General features: G+C 39.2%; 27 protein-coding genes and 1 other annotated feature. Of the genes, 14 read left to right on the top strand and 13 right to left on the bottom strand.

From position 1 onward, the window contains the following. The first annotated feature begins 74 nt into the window (after positions 1-74). Positions 75-1,343 carry an MFS transporter gene (locus HMPREF9706_RS01450; protein ID WP_006907573.1) on the top strand — a complete coding sequence of 423 codons (1,269 nt, stop codon included), beginning with the start codon at positions 75-77 and terminating at the stop codon, positions 1,341-1,343. Positions 1,344-1,355: 12 nt separating this feature from the next. Then, positions 1,356-2,513 carry an ArgE/DapE family deacylase gene (locus tag HMPREF9706_RS01445; RefSeq protein ID WP_006907572.1) on the top strand — a complete coding sequence of 386 codons (1,158 nt, stop codon included), beginning with the start codon at positions 1,356-1,358 and terminating at the stop codon, positions 2,511-2,513. Positions 2,514-2,661: 148 nt separating this feature from the next. Here HMPREF9706_RS01445 and HMPREF9706_RS01440 read toward each other — a convergent pair whose 3' ends face one another. The 4 genes from HMPREF9706_RS01440 to HMPREF9706_RS01425 form a co-directional block, all read right to left on the bottom strand. Next, positions 2,662-2,949, bottom strand: a complete 288-nt coding sequence (locus tag HMPREF9706_RS01440; RefSeq protein ID WP_006907571.1) for a DUF5960 family protein — start codon at positions 2,947-2,949, stop codon at positions 2,662-2,664. Beyond that, positions 2,930-3,328: a hypothetical protein gene (locus HMPREF9706_RS01435; RefSeq protein WP_006907570.1), complete on the bottom strand. Its 399-nt coding sequence runs from the start codon at positions 3,326-3,328 to the stop codon at positions 2,930-2,932. Before HMPREF9706_RS01435 ends, HMPREF9706_RS01440 begins: the two co-directional genes overlap by 20 nt. Beyond that, entirely contained in the window at positions 3,325-4,749 is a 1,425-nt protein-coding gene (locus HMPREF9706_RS01430) for a Y-family DNA polymerase (protein ID WP_006907569.1), read from the bottom strand. Before HMPREF9706_RS01430 ends, HMPREF9706_RS01435 begins: the two co-directional genes overlap by 4 nt. Positions 4,750-4,922: 173 nt before the next feature. Next, entirely contained in the window at positions 4,923-5,681 is a 759-nt protein-coding gene (locus HMPREF9706_RS01425; protein WP_006907568.1) for an SDR family NAD(P)-dependent oxidoreductase, read from the bottom strand. Between the two features lie 146 nt (positions 5,682-5,827). Between HMPREF9706_RS01425 and HMPREF9706_RS01420 the strand changes: the two genes are divergently transcribed. Further along, positions 5,828-6,793: an asparaginase gene (locus HMPREF9706_RS01420; RefSeq protein WP_006907567.1), complete on the top strand. Its 966-nt coding sequence runs from the start codon at positions 5,828-5,830 to the stop codon at positions 6,791-6,793. A 136-nt stretch (positions 6,794-6,929) separates the two neighbouring features. Here the strand turns inward: HMPREF9706_RS01420 and HMPREF9706_RS01415 are convergent, their stop codons facing one another. After that, entirely contained in the window at positions 6,930-7,190 is a 261-nt protein-coding gene (locus tag HMPREF9706_RS01415) for a GNAT family N-acetyltransferase (protein WP_006907566.1), read from the bottom strand. Positions 7,191-7,360: 170 nt separating this feature from the next. Between HMPREF9706_RS01415 and HMPREF9706_RS01410 the strand changes: the two genes are divergently transcribed. Next, complete coding sequence (locus tag HMPREF9706_RS01410; RefSeq protein WP_006907565.1) at positions 7,361-8,137, top strand: threonine/serine exporter family protein; 777 nt, start codon at positions 7,361-7,363, stop codon at positions 8,135-8,137. Between the two features lie 82 nt (positions 8,138-8,219). On the opposite strand, the gene HMPREF9706_RS01405 is transcribed toward HMPREF9706_RS01410, so the two are convergent. Both HMPREF9706_RS01405 and HMPREF9706_RS01400 read right to left on the bottom strand, forming a co-directional pair. Next, positions 8,220-8,936, bottom strand: a complete 717-nt coding sequence (locus HMPREF9706_RS01405; RefSeq protein WP_006907564.1) for a TraX family protein — start codon at positions 8,934-8,936, stop codon at positions 8,220-8,222. 127 nt (positions 8,937-9,063) lie between these two features. After that, positions 9,064-9,903 carry an LCP family protein gene (locus HMPREF9706_RS01400; protein WP_006907563.1) on the bottom strand — a complete coding sequence of 280 codons (840 nt, stop codon included), beginning with the start codon at positions 9,901-9,903 and terminating at the stop codon, positions 9,064-9,066. 178 nt (positions 9,904-10,081) lie between these two features. Between HMPREF9706_RS01400 and galU the strand changes: the two genes are divergently transcribed. The 10 genes from galU (at position 10,082) to atpC (ending at position 18,340) form a co-directional block, all read left to right on the top strand. Beyond that, positions 10,082-10,948, top strand: coding sequence for a UTP--glucose-1-phosphate uridylyltransferase GalU (galU, locus tag HMPREF9706_RS01395; RefSeq protein WP_006907562.1), 867 nt, complete (start codon positions 10,082-10,084; stop codon positions 10,946-10,948). A 15-nt stretch (positions 10,949-10,963) separates the two neighbouring features. After that, positions 10,964-11,845 (top strand): UTP--glucose-1-phosphate uridylyltransferase, encoded by an 882-nt coding sequence (locus HMPREF9706_RS01390; protein WP_006907561.1) that lies wholly within the window; start codon positions 10,964-10,966, stop codon positions 11,843-11,845. Between the two features lie 272 nt (positions 11,846-12,117). Continuing rightward, positions 12,118-12,828, top strand: coding sequence for a F0F1 ATP synthase subunit A (atpB, locus tag HMPREF9706_RS01385; protein ID WP_006907560.1), 711 nt, complete (start codon positions 12,118-12,120; stop codon positions 12,826-12,828). 22 nt (positions 12,829-12,850) lie between these two features. Next, positions 12,851-13,066: a F0F1 ATP synthase subunit C gene (atpE, locus tag HMPREF9706_RS01380; RefSeq protein WP_006907559.1), complete on the top strand. Its 216-nt coding sequence runs from the start codon at positions 12,851-12,853 to the stop codon at positions 13,064-13,066. 23 nt (positions 13,067-13,089) lie between these two features. Beyond that, positions 13,090-13,593, top strand: a complete 504-nt coding sequence (gene atpF, locus HMPREF9706_RS01375) for a F0F1 ATP synthase subunit B (protein WP_006907558.1) — start codon at positions 13,090-13,092, stop codon at positions 13,591-13,593. Then, on the top strand, positions 13,577-13,990 hold the full coding sequence (locus HMPREF9706_RS01370) for a F0F1 ATP synthase subunit delta (RefSeq protein ID WP_006907557.1): 414 nt from the start codon (positions 13,577-13,579) through the stop codon (positions 13,988-13,990). Before atpF ends, HMPREF9706_RS01370 begins: the two co-directional genes overlap by 17 nt. Further along, positions 13,987-15,522 carry a F0F1 ATP synthase subunit alpha gene (gene atpA, locus HMPREF9706_RS01365; protein WP_006907555.1) on the top strand — a complete coding sequence of 512 codons (1,536 nt, stop codon included), beginning with the start codon at positions 13,987-13,989 and terminating at the stop codon, positions 15,520-15,522. Before HMPREF9706_RS01370 ends, atpA begins: the two co-directional genes overlap by 4 nt. After that, complete coding sequence (gene atpG, locus HMPREF9706_RS01360; RefSeq protein WP_006907554.1) at positions 15,522-16,445, top strand: ATP synthase F1 subunit gamma; 924 nt, start codon at positions 15,522-15,524, stop codon at positions 16,443-16,445. The genes atpA and atpG overlap by 1 nt, the downstream gene beginning before the upstream one ends. A gap of 7 nt (positions 16,446-16,452) precedes the next feature. Beyond that, the gene (atpD, locus tag HMPREF9706_RS01355) at positions 16,453-17,919 is read left to right on the top strand and encodes a F0F1 ATP synthase subunit beta (RefSeq protein ID WP_006907553.1); all 1,467 of its coding nucleotides are present in this window, start codon (positions 16,453-16,455) and stop codon (positions 17,917-17,919) included. Beyond that, positions 17,903-18,340 (top strand): ATP synthase F1 subunit epsilon, encoded by a 438-nt coding sequence (gene atpC / locus HMPREF9706_RS01350; RefSeq protein ID WP_006907552.1) that lies wholly within the window; start codon positions 17,903-17,905, stop codon positions 18,338-18,340. Before atpD ends, atpC begins: the two co-directional genes overlap by 17 nt. Before the next feature lie 354 nt (positions 18,341-18,694). Here atpC and HMPREF9706_RS01345 read toward each other — a convergent pair whose 3' ends face one another. From HMPREF9706_RS01345 to HMPREF9706_RS01320, 6 genes are all read right to left on the bottom strand, one after another. Further along, complete coding sequence (locus HMPREF9706_RS01345; protein ID WP_006907551.1) at positions 18,695-19,555, bottom strand: MetQ/NlpA family ABC transporter substrate-binding protein; 861 nt, start codon at positions 19,553-19,555, stop codon at positions 18,695-18,697. 18 nt (positions 19,556-19,573) lie between these two features. Next, on the bottom strand, positions 19,574-20,761 hold the full coding sequence (locus tag HMPREF9706_RS01340) for a uroporphyrinogen decarboxylase/cobalamine-independent methonine synthase family protein (protein ID WP_006907550.1): 1,188 nt from the start codon (positions 20,759-20,761) through the stop codon (positions 19,574-19,576). A gap of 231 nt (positions 20,762-20,992) precedes the next feature. Beyond that, positions 20,993-22,444: an FAD/NAD(P)-binding protein gene (locus HMPREF9706_RS01335; protein ID WP_006907549.1), complete on the bottom strand. Its 1,452-nt coding sequence runs from the start codon at positions 22,442-22,444 to the stop codon at positions 20,993-20,995. 54 nt (positions 22,445-22,498) lie between these two features. Then, positions 22,499-23,302: a MetQ/NlpA family ABC transporter substrate-binding protein gene (locus tag HMPREF9706_RS01330; protein WP_006907548.1), complete on the bottom strand. Its 804-nt coding sequence runs from the start codon at positions 23,300-23,302 to the stop codon at positions 22,499-22,501. A gap of 107 nt (positions 23,303-23,409) precedes the next feature. Next, positions 23,410-23,639, bottom strand: a binding site (T-box leader). Positions 23,640-23,688: 49 nt separating this feature from the next. Then, entirely contained in the window at positions 23,689-24,618 is a 930-nt protein-coding gene (locus HMPREF9706_RS01325) for a ribokinase (RefSeq protein ID WP_006907547.1), read from the bottom strand. Between the two features lie 107 nt (positions 24,619-24,725). Further along, on the bottom strand, positions 24,726-25,901 hold the full coding sequence (locus tag HMPREF9706_RS01320) for a nucleotide sugar dehydrogenase (protein WP_006907546.1): 1,176 nt from the start codon (positions 25,899-25,901) through the stop codon (positions 24,726-24,728). Positions 25,902-25,945: the final 44 nt, after the last annotated feature.

The following is a 25,945-nucleotide window of genomic DNA, read 5'->3' as shown; positions in this document are numbered from 1 at the left end:
AAAGTTAAAACGTTTACAATCAAGTTTGATTTTTAATATCATTTGTCGAAACTCCTTAGAAAGGGTGATTTATCTTGTCTCATAACAAGCGCTCGAGCTTCAAAGTTCATTACGCGTGGGTTATTTTACTTGCAGCGACTTTAATTTTGGCGGTATATGCTCCGATCGTCAATTCTTTGTCGAACACTTGGCAAATTGCTGTTACGCAGGATCTTGGCTTTTCTCGGAGTCAATTCTCATTGAATACGACTATCGTTCAAGCTGTTGGGATTTTTGTAGGGCCTATGGTCTCTAAAATTCTTCTCAAGCATCATTTTAAAAGAGTATGGCTAGGTTTTGCTTGCTTGTTTACGCTAGGAGTCTTTGGCTATGGTCTCTGTCAAAATCCTTGGCAATTTTATCTTTGTTCCTTTGTAATAGGTTTTGCTTACATTACAACGACAGCTATTCCCATTACCATGATGATTAATAATTGGTTCGATCATCAAAGGGGACTAGCCACTTCGATTGCTTTTGCTGGAGTCTCAGCGGGGGGCTTTATTTTGTCGCCGATGGTTACTTATTTGATTAACCATGTTTCTTGGCGCTGGGCTTATTTTTCTTATGCGGGATTGATTGCTATTATCGCTCTTCTATGTGGGGGCTTTTTAATGCGATCTAAGCCAGCTGACCTAGGTCTTCGACCTTATGGAGCGGAAGATCCAACGATACCATCTGATCAAGGACGACAGGCCTTGGATACTCAGTCGCTTAATCTGGATATTTCTGCTGGTCAATCTTGGCAACTCGCTTTCTTTCTCCTTTTAATGCTGGGTTCCATCTTAAATGGGGTAGTCAATGGAGCAAGTCTACAATTTCCACCTGCTTTACAAGAAGCTCAACCCCTTCAGTTTGCGAGTGTGATTGTTTCAGCTTATCTTTTGATAGGTATTTTTGGCAAGCTTTTAATGGGGTGGATTTCGGATCGATTTGGTTTGTTTGTTAGCTTAATTTTAGGTGTTAGTGCAATGACTCTCGCTTTCTTTGCTATGCTTTTTGCAGGAACGTCATGGGGTCCCTGGATGCTGGCCATTTGTTTTGGACTCGGCTTATCGATGGGGACGGTTGTTTTACCAATTGTAACGGCATCAATCTATTCGAAAAAAGCCTATGGCGAGGCTTTTGGCTTTCTTCAATCGGCTTTTCAAATAGGGACGGCTATCGGCCCATTGATCGTGGCAGGAAGCTACGACCTGACACAAAGTTACCAGATTGCCTGGTATATAATGATTGTTATTTCAATCTTGGTTGGGGTAGCTTGGTTATGGGGCTACCACCATGCCAAACAAACTCAAAGTTATTAAAGGGGTGTGCTTATGAAGTTAGCAGATTATCAAAAAATATTAGGCGACCTAATTCAATTTCCTTCTATTAATGATGGAGAAGAAGCGGTTGCTTGTTATTTAAAGGAACTATTTGACCAACATCAGATTGAGTCCACCATTTATCCGGTGGAAGCAGGTCGAGCAAATATTGTCGCCAAAATAAAAGGGTCTAAACCAGGCAAGATTTTTGCGATTTCGGGTCATCTGGATGTCGTGGCGACTGGTGATGTATCGGCTTGGAAACATGATCCCTTTGCTGGTGAGATAGAGGACGGTCGGATGTATGGTCGTGGAACGGCCGACATGAAAGCAGGCGTAGCGGCTGGAGCCATCGCCTTAATTGAACTGAAGGAAAGTCAAATTGATTTTCCAGGGGAAGTTTGGTTTATTGGGACTGTTGGGGAAGAGATTGGTATGATTGGAGCCAAGGCCTTAGTCGATGAGGGAATCTTGGATGACGTGGATGCCGTTATTATTCCTGAACCAACGAATGGCAACCAAGCCATCTATGCCAATAAAGGCTCGATTCAATTTCAAGTTACAGCCAAGGGCAAGGCGGCTCATTCATCAGCTCCTCATCTTGGTGTTAATGCCATTATGACGGCTTGCAAATACATTCTACGAGTCCAAGAACGCTTTGATGAAATCAGCCAAAATTCCAAGTACCATAATTCCGAAATGGGTAATACTTTGAATGTCTTTTCAACCATTGAAGGGGGATCACAGATTAATTCGGTACCAGATCTAGCGGTCTTCCAAGGCAATGTCCGATCAGTGCCTGAATTTGGGACTAAAGAAGTCTGTGAGCTCTTTGAATCTGTGATTGAGGAAATGAATCAAGATCCTAATAATGCAGAATTATCCATTCATTATCACCAGATCCTTGACGCAGCTCAATCTGCTAAGGATTCCGACCTGGTCAAGGCCTTGTTAGCATCAGCTAAGGATAAAAAGATTGAGGTACTAACCACCGCTGGAGCCACCGAACTATCCAGATATCGTCAAATTAGCGATGACATTCAGATGGTCGTTTATGGTCCAGGCCTTACAGAAAATGCCCATATTGTCGATGAATGGGTTGACCTAGAGGAGTATTATGACTGCATTGAGATCTTGAAAGAGACTGCCATCCATTTTTTAACTAAATAACATCTTATGGCAAATCCAAGTCGACTTAGACTTGGATTTTTAAGTTAGTCAGTAATAAGAGGGAATAAAATTCTTTATTTGAGTTTACATAATATACATTATGTTATTTTTGTTAGAAATAAAAGCCGACCCTGGTGGTCAGCTTAGTTTAATCCTTATAATGGTATAAATAACAATAACGACGAATCAAGGGATTTTTTGGATCAACAGTCACTTCAAAAACAAATGTATGTTGCCAACCATCCTTTGATTGAGATTGTGGGATACGAAAATAATTGCATTGTCCTTCGGCCATTGTTCGAAGAATATCTTCTTCAATTAAGGATAAAGGATATGCTAATTTTGAATATTCATAAAAGTCCTGTTCGAAGCGTTGATAATTATCACTAAAATAATCAAACTGAACTTCATTTTTTTTAAAAGCCCGTGATTTCATTCGAAGACTCCTCTACTAATTGAATCGATATGATCTGAATAAAATCAATGATTTGTTGATTAGGTGTTTCTGTTAAGACGAGTGTCATTTTTGTTGAATCTAAGCTTTGAATATAGCCAGTAGCCGTTTGATAGGATGCTTCTTTGTGATGAAAGCGTTTCACTTGATAAGTAATAGAAATAAGGTATTGACCAACAAAAGCTTGATTTAATTGTAGAAAGACTTGATCAATGGGAAGACAGTCCAAGGCTTGGTCTTGTGGAACTTTTTTTAAGGCTGTTTGATGTTCTGATAAGAAAAAGCCCATCCACTTTGCCATCTTTCGATCTTGATAATGACGCGCAGCTTTGGAATCCAAATAAGAACGGTCAACACTCATGATAAACCATCCAATCCACCTGCTCCCCCTGCTGCATGCCCTCCGATCAACTTGCTGCGTGCAATCACCCGGGACCCTTGTTTTAATGAATTGGCGGGCAAAATAGCAAGATGACCAAAGCGATGACGGATCTGGTCTAAAGCTTGATCCAGGTGTTCTCTTTTATCCACCTGATCTTCTGGATCAAATAAAGAATAGTAATGGATCGCCTGATCTGTGAGTTGACTATATCGTACGCCTACTTGCCGAACTGGATCCCCTTGGTAATGTTGCCGAAACAAGTAAAGTACGGCTTGAATCAAGCTTTGAGTTTCTTGACTTGGATCGATCTTCATCTGAGCGGATAAGGGGCTTTTTTCTGCTTGATGGGCATAAGCAATCTGAATTGATACACAGGTGGTCTTTTTTTTGGCTCGCCTTAAACGAATGGCTACTTGTTGAGCCATTTCTGATAGAACTAATTCAATCTCACCTTGATCATAGTAGTCTCGGGGTAAAATCTGAGAATTACCAATGCCTCGCCCTTTAGGTTGGTATTTTTCTCGTGCTTTACTCTCATCGACGCCATTGGCATGGAAAAAGAGCTGTAAACCAATGATCCCGAATTCCTCCTTCAAAGCTTCTGGACTCGCATGAGCCAAGTCATAAATAGAATGAATCCCCATTTTATTGAGTCGTTTCTGTGTTCGATGTCCAATCCCCCAAAAATCAGTCATGCATGGGATTTGCCATACTTTACTTTCAACATCTTCATAAGACCAATTGGCTCGCATGGTCGGCATTTTTTTAGCTTCATTATCTAACGCTAATTTTGCGAGTAATGGATTAGCATTTGATAATCCAATGGTCGATGCTAAGCCTAATTCTTGCCAAATATCCTTTTGAATTCGGCTAGCCACCCGTTCCAATTTATCACGGCGGTTAATGTTGGGATCTGGGATAAAATAATTTAAAACGGCTGTTAAATCTAAAAATCCCTCATCGATTGAATAAGGAACAATATCTTCTTCCGCTGTATAGCGACTAAAAATCTGCAAAATTTGTAAATTCTTTTCAATATAATAGCTCATTCGGGGAGGAACAAACAAGGTTCGCCTAGCCCAGGACTCAATAAAGGCTACATAGCCTGGATCGGTTCGCTGCCCTTTTGATTTTGCTAGTCGATAGTTAAAGCGACGATTATGAACATAAAAAGGTAGATCGTAGGTGCGTCCGACATTCTTTTTGCCAAAGACTTGCTTAAAAACGGGTGAAGAAGCTAAAATAAGCCCCTGGGTATTATCTGAGTGGCTCATCACACATAGACTGGTTTTCAAAGGGTGTAAGCCCCGATCCACACATTCTACACTCGCATAAAAGGACTTCATATCTACGAAAGCAATATCTGATTTAGGCTCTCGGCTGTAATCAATAATTGGCATAGCCATTCACCTCTTTTCTATCCCCATTCTAAAACGAACGTTTGTTCGTGTCAAGTATCCCTTGAAAATATGTCTGACAAGCGCTTTTATAGGATGTCATGAGTATCTTAATTAATAAACAAAAAAGACAACTGGTATATCAGTTGTCTTTTTGAGCAATTAATTAGTCCTTTTTAATTATCGTAAAGATCTGGCAATTGAGGATTTAATAACTCCATTTGGAAATTGCTTAAGTTTACTTTAGCAACAGTTTTACTGGAGTCCAATAGTTGGATTAGGAATCCTGCCATTTGTTCTGCTGTATGATAACGGTCATAAAGTTGACTATAATCGACCGGTTTGCTTTCACCTTTGGCCACTTGAGTAAATTCTGTAGCGGTCGCTGCTGGAGCGAGAACTTTCGCACGCATAGCATGTCCATTGACATTTAAATAGTGATCCAGTCCTTCGGTATAGGCTGAGACCATAAATTTGGTGGCTGAGTATAAGGGATTCCCCTCACTCAAGGCATAGCCTACCACAGAAGAGACGTTCACCAACTGTGCCCCTTCATGATCCTTATAATCTGCCGCATATAAGTTGGATAAGGTCATCAAGGCGATGTCATTAACTCTTACCATTTGTTCAATATCCTGACCGGATAATTTAAGCAAGTCTTTCGAAATCGAAAAACCAGCATTGTTGATCCAATACTTAATCACATAGTTACGTGTCAGTTGATAAAAATCTGCTAAATCATCAGTTAAGCTTAGATCAAAGGGGATCACCACAACTTGAACCTGATAATTCTCTTCTAACTCAGCTTTTAAAGCATCTAAGCGGTCTTGTCGTCTAGCGACTAAGATTAAATTATAGTATTTTTCAGCAAAACGATAGGCAACTTCCCGACCGATCCCTGAGCTGGCTCCGGTTATCAAGGCATACTCTTTCATCCTATTCCTCCTCCTTTAATATTTTTATTATCTAATAATTGTCTAATCAAGGCAAGTAAAATATCAGCAAGATTTGATAAAAGCTCAGTTGTTACCGCTTTACAAAACGGTTATAATGCAAGTGAATCATAAAAGGAGGTCCCCTTATGAAAAAAATACTTTTAATAAATACGGGTGGTACGATTGCCATGTCGCAAGATCAGACTACTGGCAAGGTATCGCCGACTTCAGACAATCCCATCCATCAGCAAGGTCATCTTTTACAAAACTTCGCTGACATTGATGTCCTGGATTTTTTGAATATTCCCTCTCCCCATATGGACTTGGAAAAAATGCTAGAACTTAGCCAATTGATCCAAGAAAAAGCTAAAAGCTATGATGGTATTGTGATTACACATGGAACGGATACCTTGGAAGAAACGGCTTATTTCCTAGAATTAACGCTAGATCTCCCTATTCCGATTGTTGTTACTGGAGCCATGCGATCGAGTAATGAAATTGGCTCAGATGGCTTGGCCAATCTTCGGAGTGCCATTTTTACAGCACGCGAAGATCATTCCGCCCAAAAAGGCGTTCTAGTGGTGATGAATGAAGAGATCCATACGGCAACTTATGTCACCAAGACCCATACGACCAATCTTGCCACCTTCCAAACCCCAACCTTTGGTCCGATCGGAATCCTCTATAAGAACCAAGTTACTTACTTTCAAGAATTAATTCGTCATGAACATTATCATTTAACCGCTATTAGTCAAGATGTTGCTTTGCTCAAGGTTTATGCCGGCATGAAAGCGGATCTTTTTGAAGCAGTGCTTGATCATGGCTATCAAGGCTTGGTCATTGAGGCACTGGGTGCTGGTAATTTGCCACCTCAGATTGTACCAATACTTGAGCAATTTATGGAAGCTCAGATCCCAGTTGTACTAGTCTCACGGGCCTTTAACGGCGTGACTGAAGATATCTATGATTATCCTGGCGGTGGGAAACGCTTAAGCCAAATGGGTGTCATTTTTACGCAAGGTCTCAGTGGGATTAAAGCGCGCATCAAACTTGCTGTTTTATTGAATGCCGAAGAAAAGGTCTCAATTAAACAAGCTTTTCAAGGCAAATAACTGCCATTCATCCTTAAAAATAAACCAAAAACCTTATATTTTCCTAGATTATTCAAAGCTGTTAACCGAAGTAGGCTTTTTCTAAGAAGTATAAGGTTTTTATAGTTAAGTCAAGTTTTGTGCTTGATTAATGGTTTCAGTATGTTTGATCCACTTCTGTTAATTTTTTACTGACATAAGAACAGGTTGATATAATATGGCGTTTTTCCTTTTGTGCTTTTTCGACCAAGGCCTTAAACAGGTCACTGGCATAACCTTGATCTCGTTGGTCTGGACTGGTAAAGGTATGGGTCACCCATAATTCGCCTTCTGCCGTTATTTGATAGTCCATTTGAGCGAGAGTATCTGTTTTTTCATTTAACAAGGCTAGCCGTCTACCGTCATCAATGATTTTCATGCCAATTCTCCTTTCTATTTGAAAATATATGAAACCGATTACACTACTGTGATTATTATACACCTAATTGGTATCGGATTCAAAATAATTTAACTTTAAAATAAGGAATTAAGCTTGCATGTTTATCACTTAGCTACTACAATGTAAAAAAAGATGAAAGGAGTTCAAAGATGCGCCTCTATTACGAAAAAGTGATGCGACTGGCTTCTCTAGCTGGGAAAATTCTGCTTCAATCTAATGCGGAAGAATATCGAGTGGAAGATACCACTTATCGTATTTTAAAAACATCGGGCCTTAATCTACCTGGCTCCTACTCGAATACGACAGGATTATTTTTATCACTGACGGATACTGAGCAATCACAATATAACTTCTCGAATATCGTTCGGATTAATGAGCGATCTAATAATATTCAAAATATTGATGCAGTTAATAATATTTCTCGTCTTTATGTATCGGGAAATATTGATGTCGATCAGGCTTATGCCGCCCTTAAAGAGCTTAAAACCACCAATTATGGAGATCTGATTGACTATACAAATATTATTCTAGCCGCTGCTTTCGTTATTTTATTTGGCGGAACTTCTTCTGATTTTATTGTAGCCATCCTAACAGGTTCCGTACTCACTTTGATGAAGTCGATTCGTAAACATATTTATTTTACGAACTTCTCTTATAATATTTTATCGGTGGCGATTGGGACCCTTTTTATCGGTTTGATCTATGCCTTTTTTCCACAAAATCTCAATCGAAGTATCTTATTAGGAGCGATGATTATCCCCTTCTATCCGGGAACCTCCATCACTAATTCCATGCGGGATATTCTAAAAGGCAATAACCTTGCTGGCTCCATCAAAGCGGTTGATGCCTTCATGATTATTACTTCATTAACACTAGGTTATTCGATTGGAATTGTTCTCTGTCGAGCAGTTATTTCCTTTATTTAAAGTTAAGCTATCTATTAAACATTAAAGAAGTCCCCGCTCCGATTCATTTAGGAGTGAGGACTTCTTTAATTGATGTATTAAATTAGTATTTAAGGAGTTGTTGCAGTAAAAAGAGAATCAGTAAGTGCCCTGGATAAATCCAATAGTAGAATTTTGAATGTTGCTTACCTCGTTGGCCATTATAGAGATAGACGATCGGAGCACTTAAAAAGACCATCGGCATATTATACTCAAAAAAGAAAGCTGGAATGATGCTGAGTGCTTGTCTTAAGTGTTGACCATGAGCCACAAAGATAATACTGGCTGCCACAATCCCCTTCCAACCATAGTCAAAAGCGAATAAATGAGCAATCAGTGCAAAAGTTCCTAAAGTGAGGATTCGCCAAAGCGGTTGATTCTTAAAATGATCCAAGCTGATAAATAATAAGAGGCATAAGCTTAGTTCAAAAAAAACATTTTGATGACTCCAGTCCCAAATCCTTCCAGATAATACAAGGTCAAAAGGAATCTCTGAGACAAAGGCTAATAGCAACATGCGTTCTAGATAGCGTTTAAAACTATGTGTATGATGGTAGCCTTCCACCAGCGTAAATAGGTAGAGAGGAAAAGCAATTCGACCAATATTACGTAATATGGGATAAAGACCGATTAAGCTCTCGACAATTTGTGGTTGGTTTTGCCAATAAGTTAATAGATAACCTCGTGCGATCAAAGCAGCTGCTAGATGGTCAATGATCATACAAGTCAGTGCAATTTGCTTCAGATGAGCATTCGTTAAACAAGGCTTAATTTTTAACATCGATCTCCTTCTCCTTTCAATTCATTCTTTTAAAAAAAGAGGCTGAGACAAGCGTCGCAGCCTCTAATATTTTTAAAATGAGATACTAAGTAACAGCTTGGTTAAGTACTTAATGGGATTGGAATGCTTAAGATTCCTCGTTTTCTAAAAGACGAGTCATTATATCTTTAATTTGGGCTAGTGAGGACTCATCAATTTGTTCGTAATAAATGCCATCCTTTTTAAAGCCCTGACCTTGCAATTGGTTAAATTCAATGTTTGGATTAAAATCAGAATGTTTCAAAGCAAATTTACCAACATCGATCATGGAGACATTCGTTTTAACAAACTTGCGTAAAGAATTGATAACACTGATCATTGATGGGATATCGCTCGATTCTTGTCTAACTTTATCAATAAAGCTAAGAATGATCTGTCTTTGACGTTCTTGACGAGCATAATCGCCACCAGAATTATAACGTTCACGGCTATAGGCTAAAGCACTATCGCCATCAAGATGAATGGACTTACCTTCTTCGAATTGATAACCATCAATCTCAAAGCTTTCTGGAGGAACAATATCAATCCCATCCACTGAGTCGATCATATCTACCAACCCCTGCATATCAACTACGGCATAATCATTTAGCTCGATGCCTAACCAATTTTGGACGGTTTGTAGGGATAATTCGGGACCCCCAAAGGCATAAGCATGGTTGATCTTATCCATCCCGCGTCCTGGAATTTCTACATAAGAGTCGCGAGGAATTGAAGTAACTGCGATTTCTTGCGTATCCGGATTAACGGTTGCTACCATCATTACATCTGAACGCCCCTTTTCAGTCCGCCCCAGACCACCACTATCAATCCCCATTAATAGAATGGAAAAAGGCTTATTAAAGTCTGTGGCATAGGCACTTGGCAACAAGCTCATGGTAAATGTGACAAGAGCCATAAAAACGATAATTAACTTATTAAATGATTTCATAATAACTTCCTTTCTGAAGATAGACCTATTATAGCCATTTTTTTAGTCATCGACTAGTCCTAAGCAGATAATATCATATTTTTTTCATTTTTATAAGTAATGTAAGAAACTTGAACCCCCTATAAAAGTCCGTTACAATAGCCTTTAGATGATTAAAAATGATAGAGAGGCCACTAATATGAAAGTTAGAAAAGCTGTTATCCCTGCTGCTGGCTTAGGGACTCGGTTTTTACCGGCTACTAAAGCCATGCCGAAAGAAATGCTTCCGATAGTCAATAAGCCGACGATTCAATTTATTGTTGAAGAAGCCATTCAGTCTGGAATTGAAGATATTCTGATTGTTACTGGTCGATCCAAGCGCCCCATCGAAAATCACTTTGATGCGAATGAAGAATTGGAATATGCCTTAGCTGAAAAAGAAGAGGCAGAATTATTGACGAAGATTAAACAATTGAATGAGATCAATCTTTTTTATACCCGCCAGTCTTACCCTAAAGGCTTGGGACATGCGGTCTTGCAAGCTAAGCATTTTGTGGGTGATGAGCCCTTTGTCGTTATGCTAGGCGATGACCTAATGACGGATACCATTCCCCTAACCCAACAGCTCATTCAACTCTACCATGAAACACATGCTTCAGCGATTGCTGTGATGCCCGTGGATCCTGAGGAAACTGATAAATACGGTGTGATCGATCCAGAACGGGAATATAAAAAAGGTGTCTATAATGTTAAACGATTTGTAGAAAAGCCAGCCCCCTATTTAGCGCCATCTAATTTGGCAATTATCGGTCGTTACTTACTGACGCCAGAGATTTTTGATCGATTAGAGACACAAAAGGAAGGTGCTGGAAATGAAATTCAACTAACTGATGCCATTGACCGTCTTAATCAAACCCAACGTGTCTTTGCTTTAGAGTTTAAAGGCAAACGCTATGACGTCGGAAATAAATTAGGTTATATGCAAACCATGATCGACTATGCCCTCTCTCAAGAAGAATTTCGTCCTGGGCTAATCGACTATTTAAAAAGTCTAAAGCTTGATTAATGAGAGGAGACCATTATGAGTCATGAAAAACAGCAAAAAGTAACTAAGGCTGTGATCCCAGCAGCCGGTCTTGGGACACGCTTTCTACCAGCAACCAAAGCAATTGCTAAAGAAATTCTGCCAATTATTGATAAGCCAGCCATTCAATTTATTGTGGAAGAAGCGATCGCAGCAGGGATTGAAGACATATTAATTATCACTGGAAAAGGCAAGCAAGAAATTGAGGATCATTTTGATGCTAACTTTGGTTTGGAACAAAATTTAAAGTCCAAAGGCAAGCATCAATTACTAGAATTAGCGACTCAAACCTCTAATTTAACCATTCATTATACCCGCCAACAATATCCTAAGGGCTTAGGAGATGCGGTTCTCCACGCTAAAACTTTTGTTGGACAAGATCCATTTCTTCTATTATTAGGTGATGATATTACTAAAGGAGAAAATCTTTCTCGCTCACTCATTCAACTCTATCAAAAATGGGACCAAGCTATCATTGCAGGTGTCCGGGTTCATGAAAGCAAGGCCAAACGCTACGGCATGCTAGAGGTGGAATCCATGGATCAAGATTTGATGTATCGCATCAAGGGATTGATCGAGAAGCCTGGCCAAAAAGTTGACTCAGATATGGCTGCAGCTGGCCGTTATATTCTAAAAGCTGATATCTTTCCTATTCTCGATCAATTGCAAGCGGGAGTCACCGGGGAAATCGAATTAACAGATGCCCTCATTCAATATGGTAAAGAACATCCTCTATTGGCCTATGATTATCAAGGAGAATGGTTTGAAGTGGGAGATCCTAAAGGAATGTTGGAAGCATCTATTCATTTTGCTCTAGAGCATCCCGAAATTAAAGATGAATTCAAGGCTTATCTCAAACAATTAATCTCCACCCTATAGAAATTTAACAAAAGAGACTGTACTCATTGAGTGGCAGTCTCTTTTGGCGTTAGCATTAAATACTAACAATTGCTTGAGATAAATAGCTAGAATGAAAAATTTTTGGCATAAAATAAGGATAAATAGCTTTATGATGCTTATTGAGACTATTTGCATTTCAAGTATTTAATTCTATAATAAGTAGGGAGGGCTAAAAATTTAGTCAATTGCCTTGAAAATTTTAAGTAAAGGCGTAAAATAACTCCATATTGCTTTGGAAAGAAGGGATGTAAATGGAAAAGACGCCCATTGTCAATTTTTTAGGTCTGTCCTTTAACTTAAATACCTTATTGGCAATGCTCATCGTTATTCTAATTGTTTTAGGCTTTTGTTTTTGGACAAGTCACAATTTATCAGTTGATCGACCGACTAAAGCCCAAGTAATGATGGAATCCATTATTGAATTTGTTGAAGGAATTTGTGATTCGACCTTGGGGCAACACAAACCCCAATATGTCGTTTTAGGAATGACTTTCCTCTTGTTTATTTTTGTCGCGAATATGATTGGACTCCCCTTTTTAATTAAGAGTCATGAATATTCCTATTGGCGTAGTCCAACGGCAGATCCAATAGTTACGGTTACGCTAGCTGTGATTTCTATCTTATCGGGCCATCTAATGGGCATTAAAAAAATGGGTTTATTAGGACATATTAAGAACTTTTATTTAACCCCCAATCTGGTTAAATTACCGATTCAAGTGGTTGAAGAAACGATTAATACAACGACCCTGGCCTTACGTTTGTTTGGTAATATTTTCGCCGGTGAAATTCTGCTAGGATTAATTGCTGGCTTTGCCATGGCTTTCACGCCGGTAACTTGGCCGCTTGCCCTCCCCTTGCAATTTGCTTGGCAAGGATTTTCTGTCTTTATTGGGGCTATACAAGCCTATATTTTCACAACCTTAACGATGGTTTATTTATCACATAAAATTGAAAAAAATTAACAAATAAAGGAGTTTTATTTATATGAATACATTAGCTGCTGCATTAGCTGTCGGTTTAGCTGCATTAGGTGCTTCTATTGGTAACGGATTGGTTATTTCCAAGACGATTGAGTCGGTTGCTAGACAACCTGAACTTGATTCCAAGATTCGGACATTAATGTTCTTAGGCGTTGGATTAATTGAAGCTATCCCAATTATGGCGGTAGTTATCGCCTTTATCTTAATCTTCTCGAATTAATCATAAATAAAGGAGTGACATCATTGAATTCATCATTAATCGTAGGTGAAGGCCTGCTGACTCTCTTATCTTTTTCAATCTTGTTATTTGTTATTTATCATTTTGCCTGGAAACCCTTCAATAAAAACCTTGAAGATCGTCAACAAAAGATTCAATCGGATATTTCTGCGGCGGCTAAAGCTAAAGAATCCAGTGAACAAACAAAGTCTGAGTTGGAAGAACGTTTGACGAATGCTCAAATTGAAGCCAATAAGATCATCCGTCGTGCAAATGCCGAAGCTGAAAAATTACACGATACCATTCTTTCCGAGACTTACCAAGAGCAAGCGCACTTGATTCAGTCTACTGAGGAAGACCTCGAACTAAAACGTCAAAGTTTCGCTCGAGATATGCAAGAATCCGTGGTTACAATGGCTTCAGCAATGGCGGAAAAAGTCTTGGAACGTGAAGTAAGTGCCCAAGATCATCGGCAAATGATTGAACGTTTTATCCAAAGATTGGAGCAAGCCGATGAACAAACCAAGTAAACGTACAAGTCAAAATTTAAATGATCTTGAACTACTAGCAGCCAGTGATAATCGCTCAGTTCAATATGAAGATGATTTATTAGAAGAAGTTCTAGAAGAATTAGGCTTATTACCATTACCGGAAACGAGTGAAGATGAACCAGTCCCCCTTGGAGATCGGGTCTTTCTAACTTCAGCGATTCCTTTGGAAAAGAATGATAAGATTCGAATTTTAAAAGAATTTATTCGAATTACCAAGCAAAACATCCAATCTTTTATTACCATTGTTGATCCGTCATTGATCATTGGATTACGGATTCAAAGTGAACGCTTCTACTACGACCTTTCCGGTCAAAATATGCTGCATCAAATTAAAGAAGAAATTAAGAACATTCAAACGGAAGAGGTGATTGAATGACCTTAGAAAAAGATTTTACTCAAGATGTGATCGATCGTATTAAAAAATATCAGGTAGTCGACAAGATGGAGGAAGTCGGAACCGTATCTTATATTGGAGATGGGATTGCTTTTTGTAAAGGGCTAGACCAGGCTATGTACGGTGAAATGGTTGAATTCATGGATGGAACGATTGGAATGGTTCAAAATCTTGAAGACAACCAAGTAGGGATTATCATATTTGGTTCCTACGAACATATTCATGAAGGAGACATTGTTCACCGACTTTATAAAACCATGGAGGTGCCTGTCGGTTCAGCCCTATTAGGACGAGTTGTCGACTCATTAGGTCGTCCAATTGATGACTTAGGCCCTATTGAAAGCATATCTTTTCGCCCTGTTGAAGCACCTGCTCCGGGCATAATGGAACGTCAATCGGTTAAAAAGCCTTTACAGACTGGAATTAAGGCCATTGACTCCCTCGTACCGATTGGTCGAGGACAACGGGAACTCATTATTGGTGACCGAAAAACTGGGAAAACATCCTTAGCCATTGATACCATTCTTAATCAACGAGGCAAGGATATGATTTGTATCTATGTTGCCATCGGTCAAAAGGAATCGACCGTTAAAAACATCGTTAAAACTTTGAATAATTATCAAGCCCTTCCCTATACCATTGTAATGACGGCTTCTGCATCAAAACCGGCTCCAATGCTCTATATTGCACCTTATGCTGCAACAGCGATGGCGGAAGAATTTATGTATCAAGGAAAGCATGTTTTAATTATCTATGATGATTTATCGAAGCAAGCAGCTGCTTATCGTGAAATGTCGCTCTTGCTGAAACGACCACCTGGTCGGGAAGCCTATCCTGGTGATATTTTCTACTTACACTCACGTCTTCTAGAACGTTCTGCTAAGTTATCCGACGAATTGGGTGGCGGGTCCATTACCTCCCTTCCAATTGTTGAGACTCAAGCCGGCGATATTTCTGCTTATATCCCAACTAATGTGATTTCGATTACGGATGGACAAATTTTCTTACAAAGTGATCTCTTCTTCTCTGGCGTTCGACCAGCGATTAATGCCGGACTATCTGTTTCTCGTGTGGGTGGATCTGCCCAGTTAAAAGCGATGAAGCAAGTTTCTGGGACATTAAGATTGGACTTAGCTTCTTACCGTGAATTAGAGGCCTTCTCGTCTTTTGGTTCTGATATTGATGAAATGACTGCTCGTCAATTGAATCGTGGTCAACGCATTGTGGAAGTCCTCAAACAACCACTGCACCATCCAGTGCGAGCTGGCGTTCAAATTGTAAACTTCTTTGCTTTAAGTCATGGCTTCTATGATGATATTCCTTTGAATTTAATTCAGGAGTTTGAATTAGAGTTGACGGACCATCTAGAAAGAAATGAAATGACCTTACTTAAGAATCTTGAAAACAATCAAGCTATCAGTGATGAAGAAGCCCTTCAAGAAATTTTGAGCAATGTCAGTCGATCCTTTAAACTCAGCCATAATTTATCCGTTGAAGCAGGAAGTGATGAATAATGGCGCTTAACCAAATTCAAAAAAGGATCCTTGCCACTCAAAAGACCGCGAAGATCACCAATGCTATGCAAATGGTATCGCGCAATAAGGTTAATCATCTGCTTGAAATGTCTCAATCCTATCAAGTGTATATTGATTATCTCAGACATACTATTGATCAACTTTATTACACCTTAAAAGTCACTCCCCCAAAATTTAATAAAATGGACATCAAAAGCCTTATTACGGATCGTCCGATTAAAAAAGTGGGGATCTTTTTAGTGACCACGGATAAAGGTTTAGCAGGCCCTTATAATAGCAATCTATTACATGGCTTAGATGAATGGCTGAAACGTTCTGATTATTCAAAAGATCAACTTTATTTTTACACTTTGGGATATACTGGTGAAAAATATGTCAAGGATGCTGGCTATAAAATTGCACGTAGCTATTATCCCCTTTCTGACCAACCTACCTATGAAGAAGCCCATTATTTTATTCGACAATTACGTTCTGCTTATGTAGAAAAAGAGGTCGATATTCTTTATTTGGTTTATCATCATTACGCTTCCGGTTCTAGTTCCAAGTTTGGTGTGGATAAATTGCTACCTGTTGTGGCACTTAACCGCCGGGTAGATCCTCAAGAAGTAAAGGATAAAAAAGAAAATTTAGAGCAAGTTTATTTAATTGAACCCAGTGCTGAAGAAGTTCTAGAGGGATTAATTCCTCAATTTATAGAATCTAATGTCTATGGTGCCCTTCTTCAGGCCAAAACCGCTGAGCACCTTTCTCGTATGTCTGCAATGCGGTCTGCGACAGATAATGCTAATTCTATGATTGACCAATTAAGATTAAAATACAATCGAGAAAGACAAGTCAAAGTAACGAATGAAATTATCGAAATTGTTGCTGGTGCTCAAGCCCAACAAAAAGAAAGAAGGTAAATAACGCATGCGTATTGGACACATTACCCAAGTAATCGGTCCGGTTGTGGATGTCTCCTTTCCACTCGAATTTGGAACACCTGATATCCACCACGCCCTTATTGTTACAGATTTAACAGATGCCGATATTGAAGGCGAACTTTCAACGGAATTAGTTTTTGAGCACCGTCAAGTCATTTTGGAAGTAGCCCTTGATATTGGACACGATACCGTACGGACGATCGCTATGGAAGCGACTGAAGGACTATCTCGTGGTATGATTGTTGTTGACTTAAGAGAGGCCATTCAAGTGCCGGTTGGTGATGCAACCCTTGGTCGAGTTTTTAATGTTTTAGGTGATACTGTGGATGGCGGACCCGCTATTTCTAAGGAGACTCCACGTTCTCCTATCCATGCTCAAGCCCCTGCTTATTCCGAATTGAGTCCTAACTTTGAAATCCTAGAAACAGGAATTAAAGTCATTGACCTACTAGCTCCTTACCTAAAAGGAGGAAAAATTGGTCTCTTTGGTGGAGCCGGTGTTGGTAAGACCGTCTTGATTCAAGAATTAATCCATAATATTACCCAAGAACATGGCGGCTTATCGGTATTTACCGGGGTTGGTGAACGGACTCGGGAAGGAAATGACCTAGTCAGCGAAATGAGAGAGTCCGGTGTTTCTAAAAATACGGCCATGGTTTTCGGTCAAATGAACGAACCGCCTGGTGCTAGAATGCGGGTTGCCCTTTCTGGACTAACAATTGCAGAACACTTTAGAGATGTTAAGCATCAAGATGTGCTTCTCTTTATTGATAATATCTATCGCTTTACTCAAGCGGGTTCAGAAGTCTCTGCCCTACTAGGACGGATGCCCTCAGCCGTGGGTTATCAACCGACTTTAGCTTCTGAAATGGGGGCCATGCAAGAACGGATTACTTCAACTAAATCGGGTTCCATCACCTCCATTCAAGCGGTTTATGTACCTGCGGACGACTATACAGACCCGGCTCCTGCTACGACCTTCTCACACTTGGATGCAACCACTAACCTGGAACGTCGTCTAACCGAACAAGGTATTTATCCTGCGGTCGATCCATTGGCTTCCTCTTCTTCCGCCCTATCGGAAGAGATTGTAGGTGAACGGCACTATAAGGTCGCTCGTCAAGTGCAACAGACCCTCCAAGCCTATGAGGATCTCAAAGATATTATTGCTATTTTGGGAGTCGATGAGTTAAGCGATAGTGAAAAACTAACCGTTAAACGGGCTCGTCGGATGCAACTCTTCCTATCACAAAACTTCCATGTGGCTGAAGCCTTTACGGGAATTCCTGGTTCTTATGTCAGTGTTAAAGAAACCATTGCAGGTTTTGAAGGGATTCTTGAAGGAAAGTATGATAACTTACCTGAAGAAGCTTTTCGTAATGTCGGAAATATTGACGAAGCCATTGCCAAAGCTAAAAAATTAGGAGTTGATTGGCATGAGTCAGACCAATAAGAGCCTGCAAGTTCAGATTGTCTCGCCAAATGGTCTAGTTTACAATGAAGAAGCGCTTAAAGTCCATGTTCAATCCGTAGATGGAGGACGCACTATTCTACCAGATCATATTGCAATGATGACGGCCTTAGATATTTCACCAGTCATTGTAACCACCTTTAATCAAGAAACACCTGAAGATTATATTGCGATCAATGGCGGATTGCTAGAAGTTCGAGACAACGAGGTCAATATCATTGCAAATATGGCAATTCGGGCCAGAGATATTGATGATGCTAGGACCTCCATGGAAAAGACATTAGCTGAAGATGCGATGAAACAAGCCGAGATCAATCAAGATATTCGTGCTTATCAGATGGCTGAGCTTGATCTCAAGAAAGCCTTGAATCAACTTGATGTGATGAAACACCGTCATCGTTAAAGATCACATATTGGCTACTAGTCCATGCTTGTTAGCTTATTCAATGATTTATAAATCGACATTTTTTCTTAATGTTTTTATTTAAGCGATTGATGACGACAGGCTGGGCCAAATTATGAATAGATATTTATTGTTTTGAGAGTCTTTGATGCTGCATCAAGGACTCTTTTTTGCAGTTAATTGCTCTTGAATTGGCTGATTAAAGGCGGTTTTCTTTTTATAAATGCATTATTTAATCTCGATCGCATTATGATTTTTTACAGCAAAAGGCCCAAAAGATATTCCAATCCTTTGGGCCTATTTTGTTATTCAGTTTTCTAAATAAGCAGTCAGTTTAAAGATGCTCATGACTAGTTATTGGGCACTTTTAGCCTCTTTTACTAAATCCCAAGCAGCAATAGCTCCTCCATGTTTTACCTCTTCGATTTTTTTGCTGGTTTCATCCGTTTGATAGAGTTCCACAATTTTTTGATAAAGTGGATTATCTTGATCTTCGCCGCGAGCAGCAATATTATTAACTCGATCTAGGTTAATCGTTTCAGGGGTATCTCCATAAATATAGATTGCATCCGCAGGTTCAAAAGGCGTCGATTCTAAGAAGGAATCATCAATAAAAGCAGCATCCACATCCTCGATAACAGCTGGTATTTGAGCAGCTTCTAACTCTACGAATTCAATATTTTTAGGGTTCTCTTCAACATCTCTAGGGGTTGGTAAGAGTTCGCCGTTGTCTTTTAAAGTAATTAAGCCCGCTCTTTGAAGGCTGAATAGATCATAGCTGAGACTGGTAGGCGCTGAATTAACCGCAATTTTAGCTCCCTCAGGTAAGTCCTCTAAGGAAGTGTATTTAGTTGAATAAATACGAATTGGCACTGCTACCGTATAGGCTAGGGTCACGATATCCCCTTTATTCTCTTTGTTCCAATTTTCTAAGAAGACATCATGTTGGAAGGCATTCAAATCAATGGATCCATCCGTCAAAGCTTGATTGGGCATATTATAATCTGTAAATAGCACGACTTCTAGTTCGATACCTTCTTGTTCTTTGGCACGCTTGGCCACATCTTTCCAAATTTCTTCATCTTCACTTCCGACAACACCAATGCGAACTTTTTGGCCATCAAAGGGCTTATCTTCTGCATTAACAAAGGATAGTGGGAAAACATTCGTAAGGATCAGTAAGGCTAAAGCTAAGATTTTTATCAATTTTTTCATATTAACACCGTCTTTCTTTTATTCAGCAAAAAATTTGTAGGCAATTTCATGACCTTGGTCAATTTTAGCCCATTGTTGTTCTTCTGTTAATTCATTACCACAGTCACAAGAAGCGAAGCCGCACTGGTGAGAGAGGTAAAGATTTTCTTTAGGAATATATTTGCTTGCTTCTTCTAATAAGGCTAAGGCACGATTTTCATCATCTAAACCAGCACTTTTAGAGGATAGTACCCCTAACACTACCTCTACTTCTGGACGGTCCTTGAAAACCGCAAGAGCATCGATGCTTCCTGCACGTTCGTCATCCCATTCTAAAAAGAAACGATCATAGTGCTGGCGAGCTAAGAAATACTCTGCCACTTCAGTATAGGCTCCTTCTGTGAAAGCACGAGAAGCGTAATTTCCACGACAATTATGCGCATAGACTTTCAAACCTAATTCATGAGCATAATCTGCTACAGCATTATTAAGATCAATTAATTGTTGGGCTAGATCCTGCTTAGAGAAGTTTGAATAGTCAAAATTTAATGAATCTAAGTGTAGTTGATCCCCTTCACCGGCAAAACTAGCCCAAACACAATCATCTAATTGAATAATTTGGCAGCCTGCCTCTGCTAATTCTTTAACGAATTCTTGATAGGCATTGATAAGATCCTGTCTAAAAGTGGCTAAATCCTCATAATATTGATCTTTTTGCCCGATTGCACCTAATGCTAGTAATTCAAAATAAAAATGTCCTGGAGCAAAGATGGTCTGCTTAACCTTAACATGATCAGGAGCCAATGATTTAACCAATTTAAAGTGATCAATAAAGGGATGGTTCTTACCGGATAATTTTCCAGTAACACGCAGTCCGATATCTTTACGGGTTTCAAAGTCATGTTTATGCCCTTTTTCATCCTTTTCATAAAAATGATAACCTGAATCACAGATGAATCGTTCGATCCCCTGTAAGCCCCATACAAAATCTAAATGCCAAAAGGAACGTTGGTACTCGCCATCTGAAATTTCGCTCAATCCATGCTCAAGTTGTTTAGCTACAACTCCTTTAACGGCAGCTTGCTCAGCTTCCTGATATCCCGGAAGATCCTGATAAAAGGGATAGGTGATATCTTCCCGTTGTTCAATCTCGCGCTTATACTTAAGTAAGGATTGCGGTCGTAGTAGAGAACCTACTGTTAAAAATCGTTTTGAATAATTTGTCATATGATCATCTCCTTGTCATAGATTCACTATAAGGCAATTCTTGAAGTTTGGGAAATATCGATCCTTAAGAATCAGTTATAGGCAATAACTATAACAAAATCAATATCACATTAGAGGCTCCCTTATGAAAGGATTGGGATCAAAGGATTTTGACTTTGATACCGTGATTGTTGGTTTAGTCTATCGAATTAAAGAATGAGGTAAATAGTTTCTCTATTTACCTCATTAATACTAATTATAAGCAGAGCTTCGACTGATGAAGTTTTGAACTGCTCTTTCGCCTTGTTCATAGGTTAAATGCGTATTATTATTACCTAATTGGGTGCTGGAAATCCATGAGCCCATTAGATAAAGGTTATCGTGAATTTTTCCTTTTTGATCAATCACTTGCCCCTGAGGCCAAGTAACCTTTATCCCCCCTAAAGGATGCGCTTGAATCATTCCTGATTCAAAGGCTTGTTTCAAGAAGGGATCTTGCTTAATAGCCTTGGACAAATTCATCTCAAATCCCCCTGCATTAATAACAATATCAACTTTATCGGCTAGTCCTTGTTTGGAATAAAGTTCAAAGCCATTTTCAACCACTTTGATGGATTGGGCATGATGAATTAATCTAATTTGACCATCTTGGTGCCATTTATTTAATAATTCTAGGCTTTCTTCAGGCATCTGAGACCGAAAATGCTCGAAAATTGACCGATATTCATTAAAGAATCGCGTTTGATCGGATTGAGAGAGTGCGTTAAAGAGATCAGGGAATAGCGGGGTTAATTCTCTAAAATAAAGCTGTAAGAGACTTAACTGATGGTCTTCTCTCTCAATTGCTAGCATAACTTGTTCAAAAGTTCCCGCCCCATAATCTTTTTTTAATCGTTGAAAGTCAATGCCATTTAGCAACATATCTTGATGGAATTGACTAATAATTTGATCTAAAGTAAGCTCTTTCCCCTGTTCTTTCAACCAATGATTATTGAGACCGATCTGAAGTGTATCATCTAATTTTTCATATTTTGCGGTTGAAAAAGGATCCTTAGGAATAAAAAAGCTAATGGGTTGACTTTTTTTAGCACCGAGACTGAGTTGTAGATATCGCATAATATCGATTCCAGTCAAGCCAGAGCCTATAATCGCCACTTTATCTCTAGGTGTAATAGATTTTAATTTTTGATCTAAAGGATAGGGATGATGAATATAATTTTTACTCCCTATAAGATGATAATGGTCTGCATAGGGAGGATGTCCGATCGCTAAAAAAACAGCCTGATAGGGACCTTGATGTCCCGATTGCTCAGCTTTTAGATGATAGCAATTTGCCTCTTGAGAGATCGCTTGAACTTCTTCATGAAAAATTTGAACCTTAACATCATGATAATAATCTGAAAAATAATCGGCCAAATATTCACCAAAAATGGGTCTAGGACTAAAACAGTGACTACTTGCGTATTTTGGATAATGTCGGCTTAACCATTTTAGATAATGATCTGGGTCCTGATCGAATCCTAAATCACCAACATAAGAATTCATAAGTAATTGGTCGCTATCAACTTGGTAAGGCAAACCTTTGCCTACTTGATCGAGTTTTTCAAAGACATGAATCGTCTCCAAATCATCCAGCTTTGCATCAGTTAGATGCTTAACCACACTGGAACCAGCAATTCCAGTTCCTACAACCGCTACCTTCATTTAACCATCGCCCCTTTTTGATCCTTTGACTCTATTATAGCAAAGACCTAGCCGTTAAAATACCGGAATCATGGCATGATTATAATTCGTATTGAGGTGGTCTCGCACATTCGCTTGATGGTAAGCTTCAATAATCTTCTTGAAGCGTGGATCCTTTTGGTTCTCTGGTAATGTTGTAATCAGATTAATATAGGGTTTAAGGTCCTGATTCGTTGGATCGATATTTATTTGGAAGATCGCATCTTCTATCGGATCATAACCAGCATCAATGACATTATTTGCCACGGTTAATCCAGCTGCGACATCTTGTAAGGAATTCATAATAATTGCCTGATCGATTTCTTCAATGACTAAGTTTAGGGGATTCTCACTAATATCACTTTGCTCAGGGGAATAACCTGCTTTAGGATCAAGTTGAATTAATCCTGCATCTTGTAAGACTTTTAGAGCCCTTCCCCGATTAGTTGGAGATTCTGGAATTAAGATTTTATCGCCTTCCTTCAATTCTTCGATGTTTTTAATCTTTTGAGAAAGGATATTCATCGGTGAGATGAATGTTTCCGCTAAGGGCTTAATGTCAGAACCATTATCTTGGTTAAATTGATCTAAAGCCGCATAATGTTGAAAGGCTGCCAAATCAACCTCTCCATCTAACAGAGCCCGATTTGCTTGGATCGGATCTGTCATTATTACTAAGTCCAGTCTAAGATCGTCTCCTAAATTTTTCTGAACTAATTGCCAGATAGCTTGAGTAGAGTCACCAACTAAGGCAATCTTTACAACTTCTTCGGCTTGAACCACCGGTGTTAAAATAAATAGTAAGAATAATAGACAAATTTTGGTAAATTGTTTGATCATTTTTATCGCTCCTTTAATGTTTAATTGACGCTAACAATGCTGACAGATAGAATCCACTCTCTCCTCCTTCCAATAAAAAAAGCCCCTTTATTAATTCTAAGAATTAATAAAGGGACGAAAAAATTCGTGGTACCACCCTAATTCACTGTATCTTCACAGATACAATCTCAAAGTTCTATCAAACTTGAGCCAGTTAACAAGGGCTAATCGTTTTGTGAGCGTTAACCCACAAAAGACTCAGAGCTCATCTTCATGCAAGACCCATCATCCCTTCTCATCCAACCAGGGCTTTCTGTATTGATGGCCAATGCACTACTCTTCTCGTCATCGTCTTATTATTAGATTGTTACCAGTTTAAATGAGAATTTTCTTTCTGTCAACTCATTTTAATCCAATTTAGCCTGTTTAGCCATCCAGTTATATACTTGGTCAGCTTGATAACGAATACTTCCTGCCCCATAGGAAAGACAGGTAAGCGCACCCAAAGCATTGGCAAAAGTTAAACTGGCTTGATCAGATAGATTCTGAGTCAAGGCAAAAGCAAGTCCACCTAAAAATGCATCCCCTGCTCCGGTTGAATCGACTACTTGAATCGAATAGGCTGGTTCATGGATTTTCTCAGTCTTTGTGATTAAGAAGGATCCTCTGGAACCTAAGGTTAAAACAAGTTTATTCAGGCCAAGTTCCATGGCTTTTTCTTGGAAAATACCTAAATCATCCAGTGTATCCAATGCTCCTTGACATAAGGCTTGAGCCTCAAGCTGATTCAACACGAGATAATCGATTAAGGGATAGGTCATGGCATCAAATGACTTATAGGGTGAAGGATTGACTAAAGTTACCATGCCCTTTTCTTTAGCTAATTTCAAACATGGCAATAACAAGTTCATAGGAGTTTCGAATTGAGTCACAAATAGATCCCCGGCCTGGGCCTGTTTTAAGGCCTCCTCAACCTGTCGGAAGGAGATTGATGCATTAGCTCCCGAATTGACAATGATGCGATTATCTCCATCACAAGTCAAAATAAAAGCTGTTCCGGTTGTTTGATCATTCAAAATATTAACCTTAGAAATATCCACTCCATGGATGAGCAAATAGCTGAGCGCCTGTTTTCCAAAAAAATCATTTCCAACAGCACCCACTAAGAAAGTATTCACACCAAGACTTCCACAGGTCGCTGCTTGATTAGTGCCTTTTCCCCCAACTGAAAAATGAGCCCCTTGCCCCATTCGAGTCTCCCCTTGATCAGGAAGGCAATCCACCTGGGTCATCAAGTCATAATTAATGGAACCTAATATGTACACTGCTGCTGGCATGGAGCATCGTCCTTTCTATTCTTACTCTGCAATATAGCATAGGCTGTGTCGAGGGTCAAACTTCAATCAAAAAACCAGTAAGTGCATGGACTCACTGGTTAAAAGGCTTAATTCTCTTTAAAAATATCGCGACTATAGACCTTATCTTGACAATCAGTCAAGTCATTGCTCAAGCGATTCGCTAAAATAACATCCGATTGAGCTTTAAAGCTTGCCAGATCGTTGACTACTGGGCAATTAAAGAAGGTCGAATCTTGTTCTAGGGTGGGCTCATAAATAATGACCTTTTTAGCTTCAGCTAATAATAATTTAATAATATCTTGAATGGCTGATTGGCGGAAATTATCTGAACCAGACTTCATGGTTAATCGGTAAATTCCAACGGTTTGAGGATCTAATTTCAAGACTTGGCTGGCAATATGCTGTTTGCGTGTCTTATTGGAGTCGACAACCGCCGTCATCATATTTTGTGGAATATCCCCATAATTTGCCAGTAATTGCTTAGTATCCTTAGGTAAGCAATATCCACCGTAACCAAAAGAAGGATTATTATAATGGGTTCCAATTCTTGGATCAAGACCGACTCCTTGAATGATTTGAGCAGAATCTAAGCCACGAACCTCCGCATAAGTATCTAATTCATTAAAGAAGGAAACACGTAAAGCCAAATAAGTATTCGCAAATAATTTAATCGCTTCTGCTTCTGTGGGATCTGTTAACAGAACAGGAATAGAATCCTTATCACTAGCCGCACCTTCTAACAATAAGTCCGCAAAAGCTTGTCCTTGCTCACTTTGGTCGCCGACAACGATCCGTGATGGATATAGATTATCATAAAGCGCCTTACCTTCACGTAAGAATTCTGGTGAAAAGATAATATGGTCAACTCCGTATTTTTCTTTAATCGATTGAGTATATCCCACTGGAATCGTTGATTTAATCACCATTAAACATTCAGGATTAATGGCTAAAACATCCTCAATAACTGCTTCTACAGCGGTCGTATCAAAGGTATGTGTCTCATCGTCATAATTCGTTGGTGTCGCAATTACTACCAAATCAGCATTTTGATGGGCCAACTTAGCATCGGTGGTAGCCGATAAGGTCAATTTGTGATTGGCTAGAAAGTCCGAAATCTCAGTATCCTCAATCGGTGAAATTCCTTGATTAATCAAATCCACTTTTTCTTGAATAATATCCAAAGCGGTTACTTCATGGTGCTGAGCCAATAAAACTGCTAGAGATAGCCCCACATAACCTGTTCCGGCAACGGTAATTTTCATATTATCATTCTTCTTTCATTCTATATTTGAGTATTCATCTCATT

Source organism: Facklamia hominis CCUG 36813, from assembly GCF_000301035.1.
In the GTDB taxonomy this organism is placed as follows: Bacteria; Bacillota; Bacilli; order Lactobacillales; family Aerococcaceae; genus Facklamia; species Facklamia hominis.
The sequence above is the reverse complement of the archived record's forward strand: the minus strand, read 5'-3'. Positions and strand labels throughout refer to the sequence as shown.

Excerpts from the sequence above, each read along its gene's own strand:
- galU (WP_006907562.1), top strand. The coding sequence starts at position 10,082 with ATGAAAGTTAGAAAAGCTGTTATCCCTGCTGCTGGCTTAGGGACTCGG.
- HMPREF9706_RS01345 (WP_006907551.1), bottom strand. The coding sequence starts at position 19,555 with ATGAAAAAATTGATAAAAATCTTAGCTTTAGCCTTACTGATCCTTACG.
- HMPREF9706_RS01430 (WP_006907569.1), bottom strand. The coding sequence starts at position 4,749 with ATGCCAATTATTGATTACAGCCGAGAGCCTAAATCAGATATTGCTTTC.
- HMPREF9706_RS01330 (WP_006907548.1), bottom strand. The coding sequence starts at position 23,302 with ATGATCAAACAATTTACCAAAATTTGTCTATTATTCTTACTATTTATT.
- HMPREF9706_RS01390 (WP_006907561.1), top strand. The coding sequence starts at position 10,964 with ATGAGTCATGAAAAACAGCAAAAAGTAACTAAGGCTGTGATCCCAGCA.
- HMPREF9706_RS01440 (WP_006907571.1), bottom strand. The coding sequence starts at position 2,949 with ATGAAATCACGGGCTTTTAAAAAAAATGAAGTTCAGTTTGATTATTTT.
- atpC (WP_006907552.1), top strand. The coding sequence starts at position 17,903 with ATGAGTCAGACCAATAAGAGCCTGCAAGTTCAGATTGTCTCGCCAAAT.
- HMPREF9706_RS01445 (WP_006907572.1), top strand. The coding sequence starts at position 1,356 with ATGAAGTTAGCAGATTATCAAAAAATATTAGGCGACCTAATTCAATTT.
- HMPREF9706_RS01325 (WP_006907547.1), bottom strand. The coding sequence starts at position 24,618 with ATGCCAGCAGCAGTGTACATATTAGGTTCCATTAATTATGACTTGATG.
- HMPREF9706_RS01320 (WP_006907546.1), bottom strand. The coding sequence starts at position 25,901 with ATGAAAATTACCGTTGCCGGAACAGGTTATGTGGGGCTATCTCTAGCA.
- atpE (WP_006907559.1), top strand. The coding sequence starts at position 12,851 with ATGAATACATTAGCTGCTGCATTAGCTGTCGGTTTAGCTGCATTAGGT.
- HMPREF9706_RS01415 (WP_006907566.1), bottom strand. The coding sequence starts at position 7,190 with ATGAAAATCATTGATGACGGTAGACGGCTAGCCTTGTTAAATGAAAAA.
- HMPREF9706_RS01410 (WP_006907565.1), top strand. The coding sequence starts at position 7,361 with ATGCGCCTCTATTACGAAAAAGTGATGCGACTGGCTTCTCTAGCTGGG.
- HMPREF9706_RS01370 (WP_006907557.1), top strand. The coding sequence starts at position 13,577 with ATGAACAAACCAAGTAAACGTACAAGTCAAAATTTAAATGATCTTGAA.
- HMPREF9706_RS01405 (WP_006907564.1), bottom strand. The coding sequence starts at position 8,936 with ATGTTAAAAATTAAGCCTTGTTTAACGAATGCTCATCTGAAGCAAATT.
- HMPREF9706_RS01435 (WP_006907570.1), bottom strand. The coding sequence starts at position 3,328 with ATGAGTGTTGACCGTTCTTATTTGGATTCCAAAGCTGCGCGTCATTAT.
- HMPREF9706_RS01335 (WP_006907549.1), bottom strand. The coding sequence starts at position 22,444 with ATGAAGGTAGCGGTTGTAGGAACTGGAATTGCTGGTTCCAGTGTGGTT.
- HMPREF9706_RS01420 (WP_006907567.1), top strand. The coding sequence starts at position 5,828 with ATGAAAAAAATACTTTTAATAAATACGGGTGGTACGATTGCCATGTCG.
- atpB (WP_006907560.1), top strand. The coding sequence starts at position 12,118 with ATGGAAAAGACGCCCATTGTCAATTTTTTAGGTCTGTCCTTTAACTTA.
- atpD (WP_006907553.1), top strand. The coding sequence starts at position 16,453 with ATGCGTATTGGACACATTACCCAAGTAATCGGTCCGGTTGTGGATGTC.
- HMPREF9706_RS01400 (WP_006907563.1), bottom strand. The coding sequence starts at position 9,903 with ATGAAATCATTTAATAAGTTAATTATCGTTTTTATGGCTCTTGTCACA.
- atpA (WP_006907555.1), top strand. The coding sequence starts at position 13,987 with ATGACCTTAGAAAAAGATTTTACTCAAGATGTGATCGATCGTATTAAA.
- HMPREF9706_RS01340 (WP_006907550.1), bottom strand. The coding sequence starts at position 20,761 with ATGACAAATTATTCAAAACGATTTTTAACAGTAGGTTCTCTACTACGA.
- HMPREF9706_RS01425 (WP_006907568.1), bottom strand. The coding sequence starts at position 5,681 with ATGAAAGAGTATGCCTTGATAACCGGAGCCAGCTCAGGGATCGGTCGG.
- atpG (WP_006907554.1), top strand. The coding sequence starts at position 15,522 with ATGGCGCTTAACCAAATTCAAAAAAGGATCCTTGCCACTCAAAAGACC.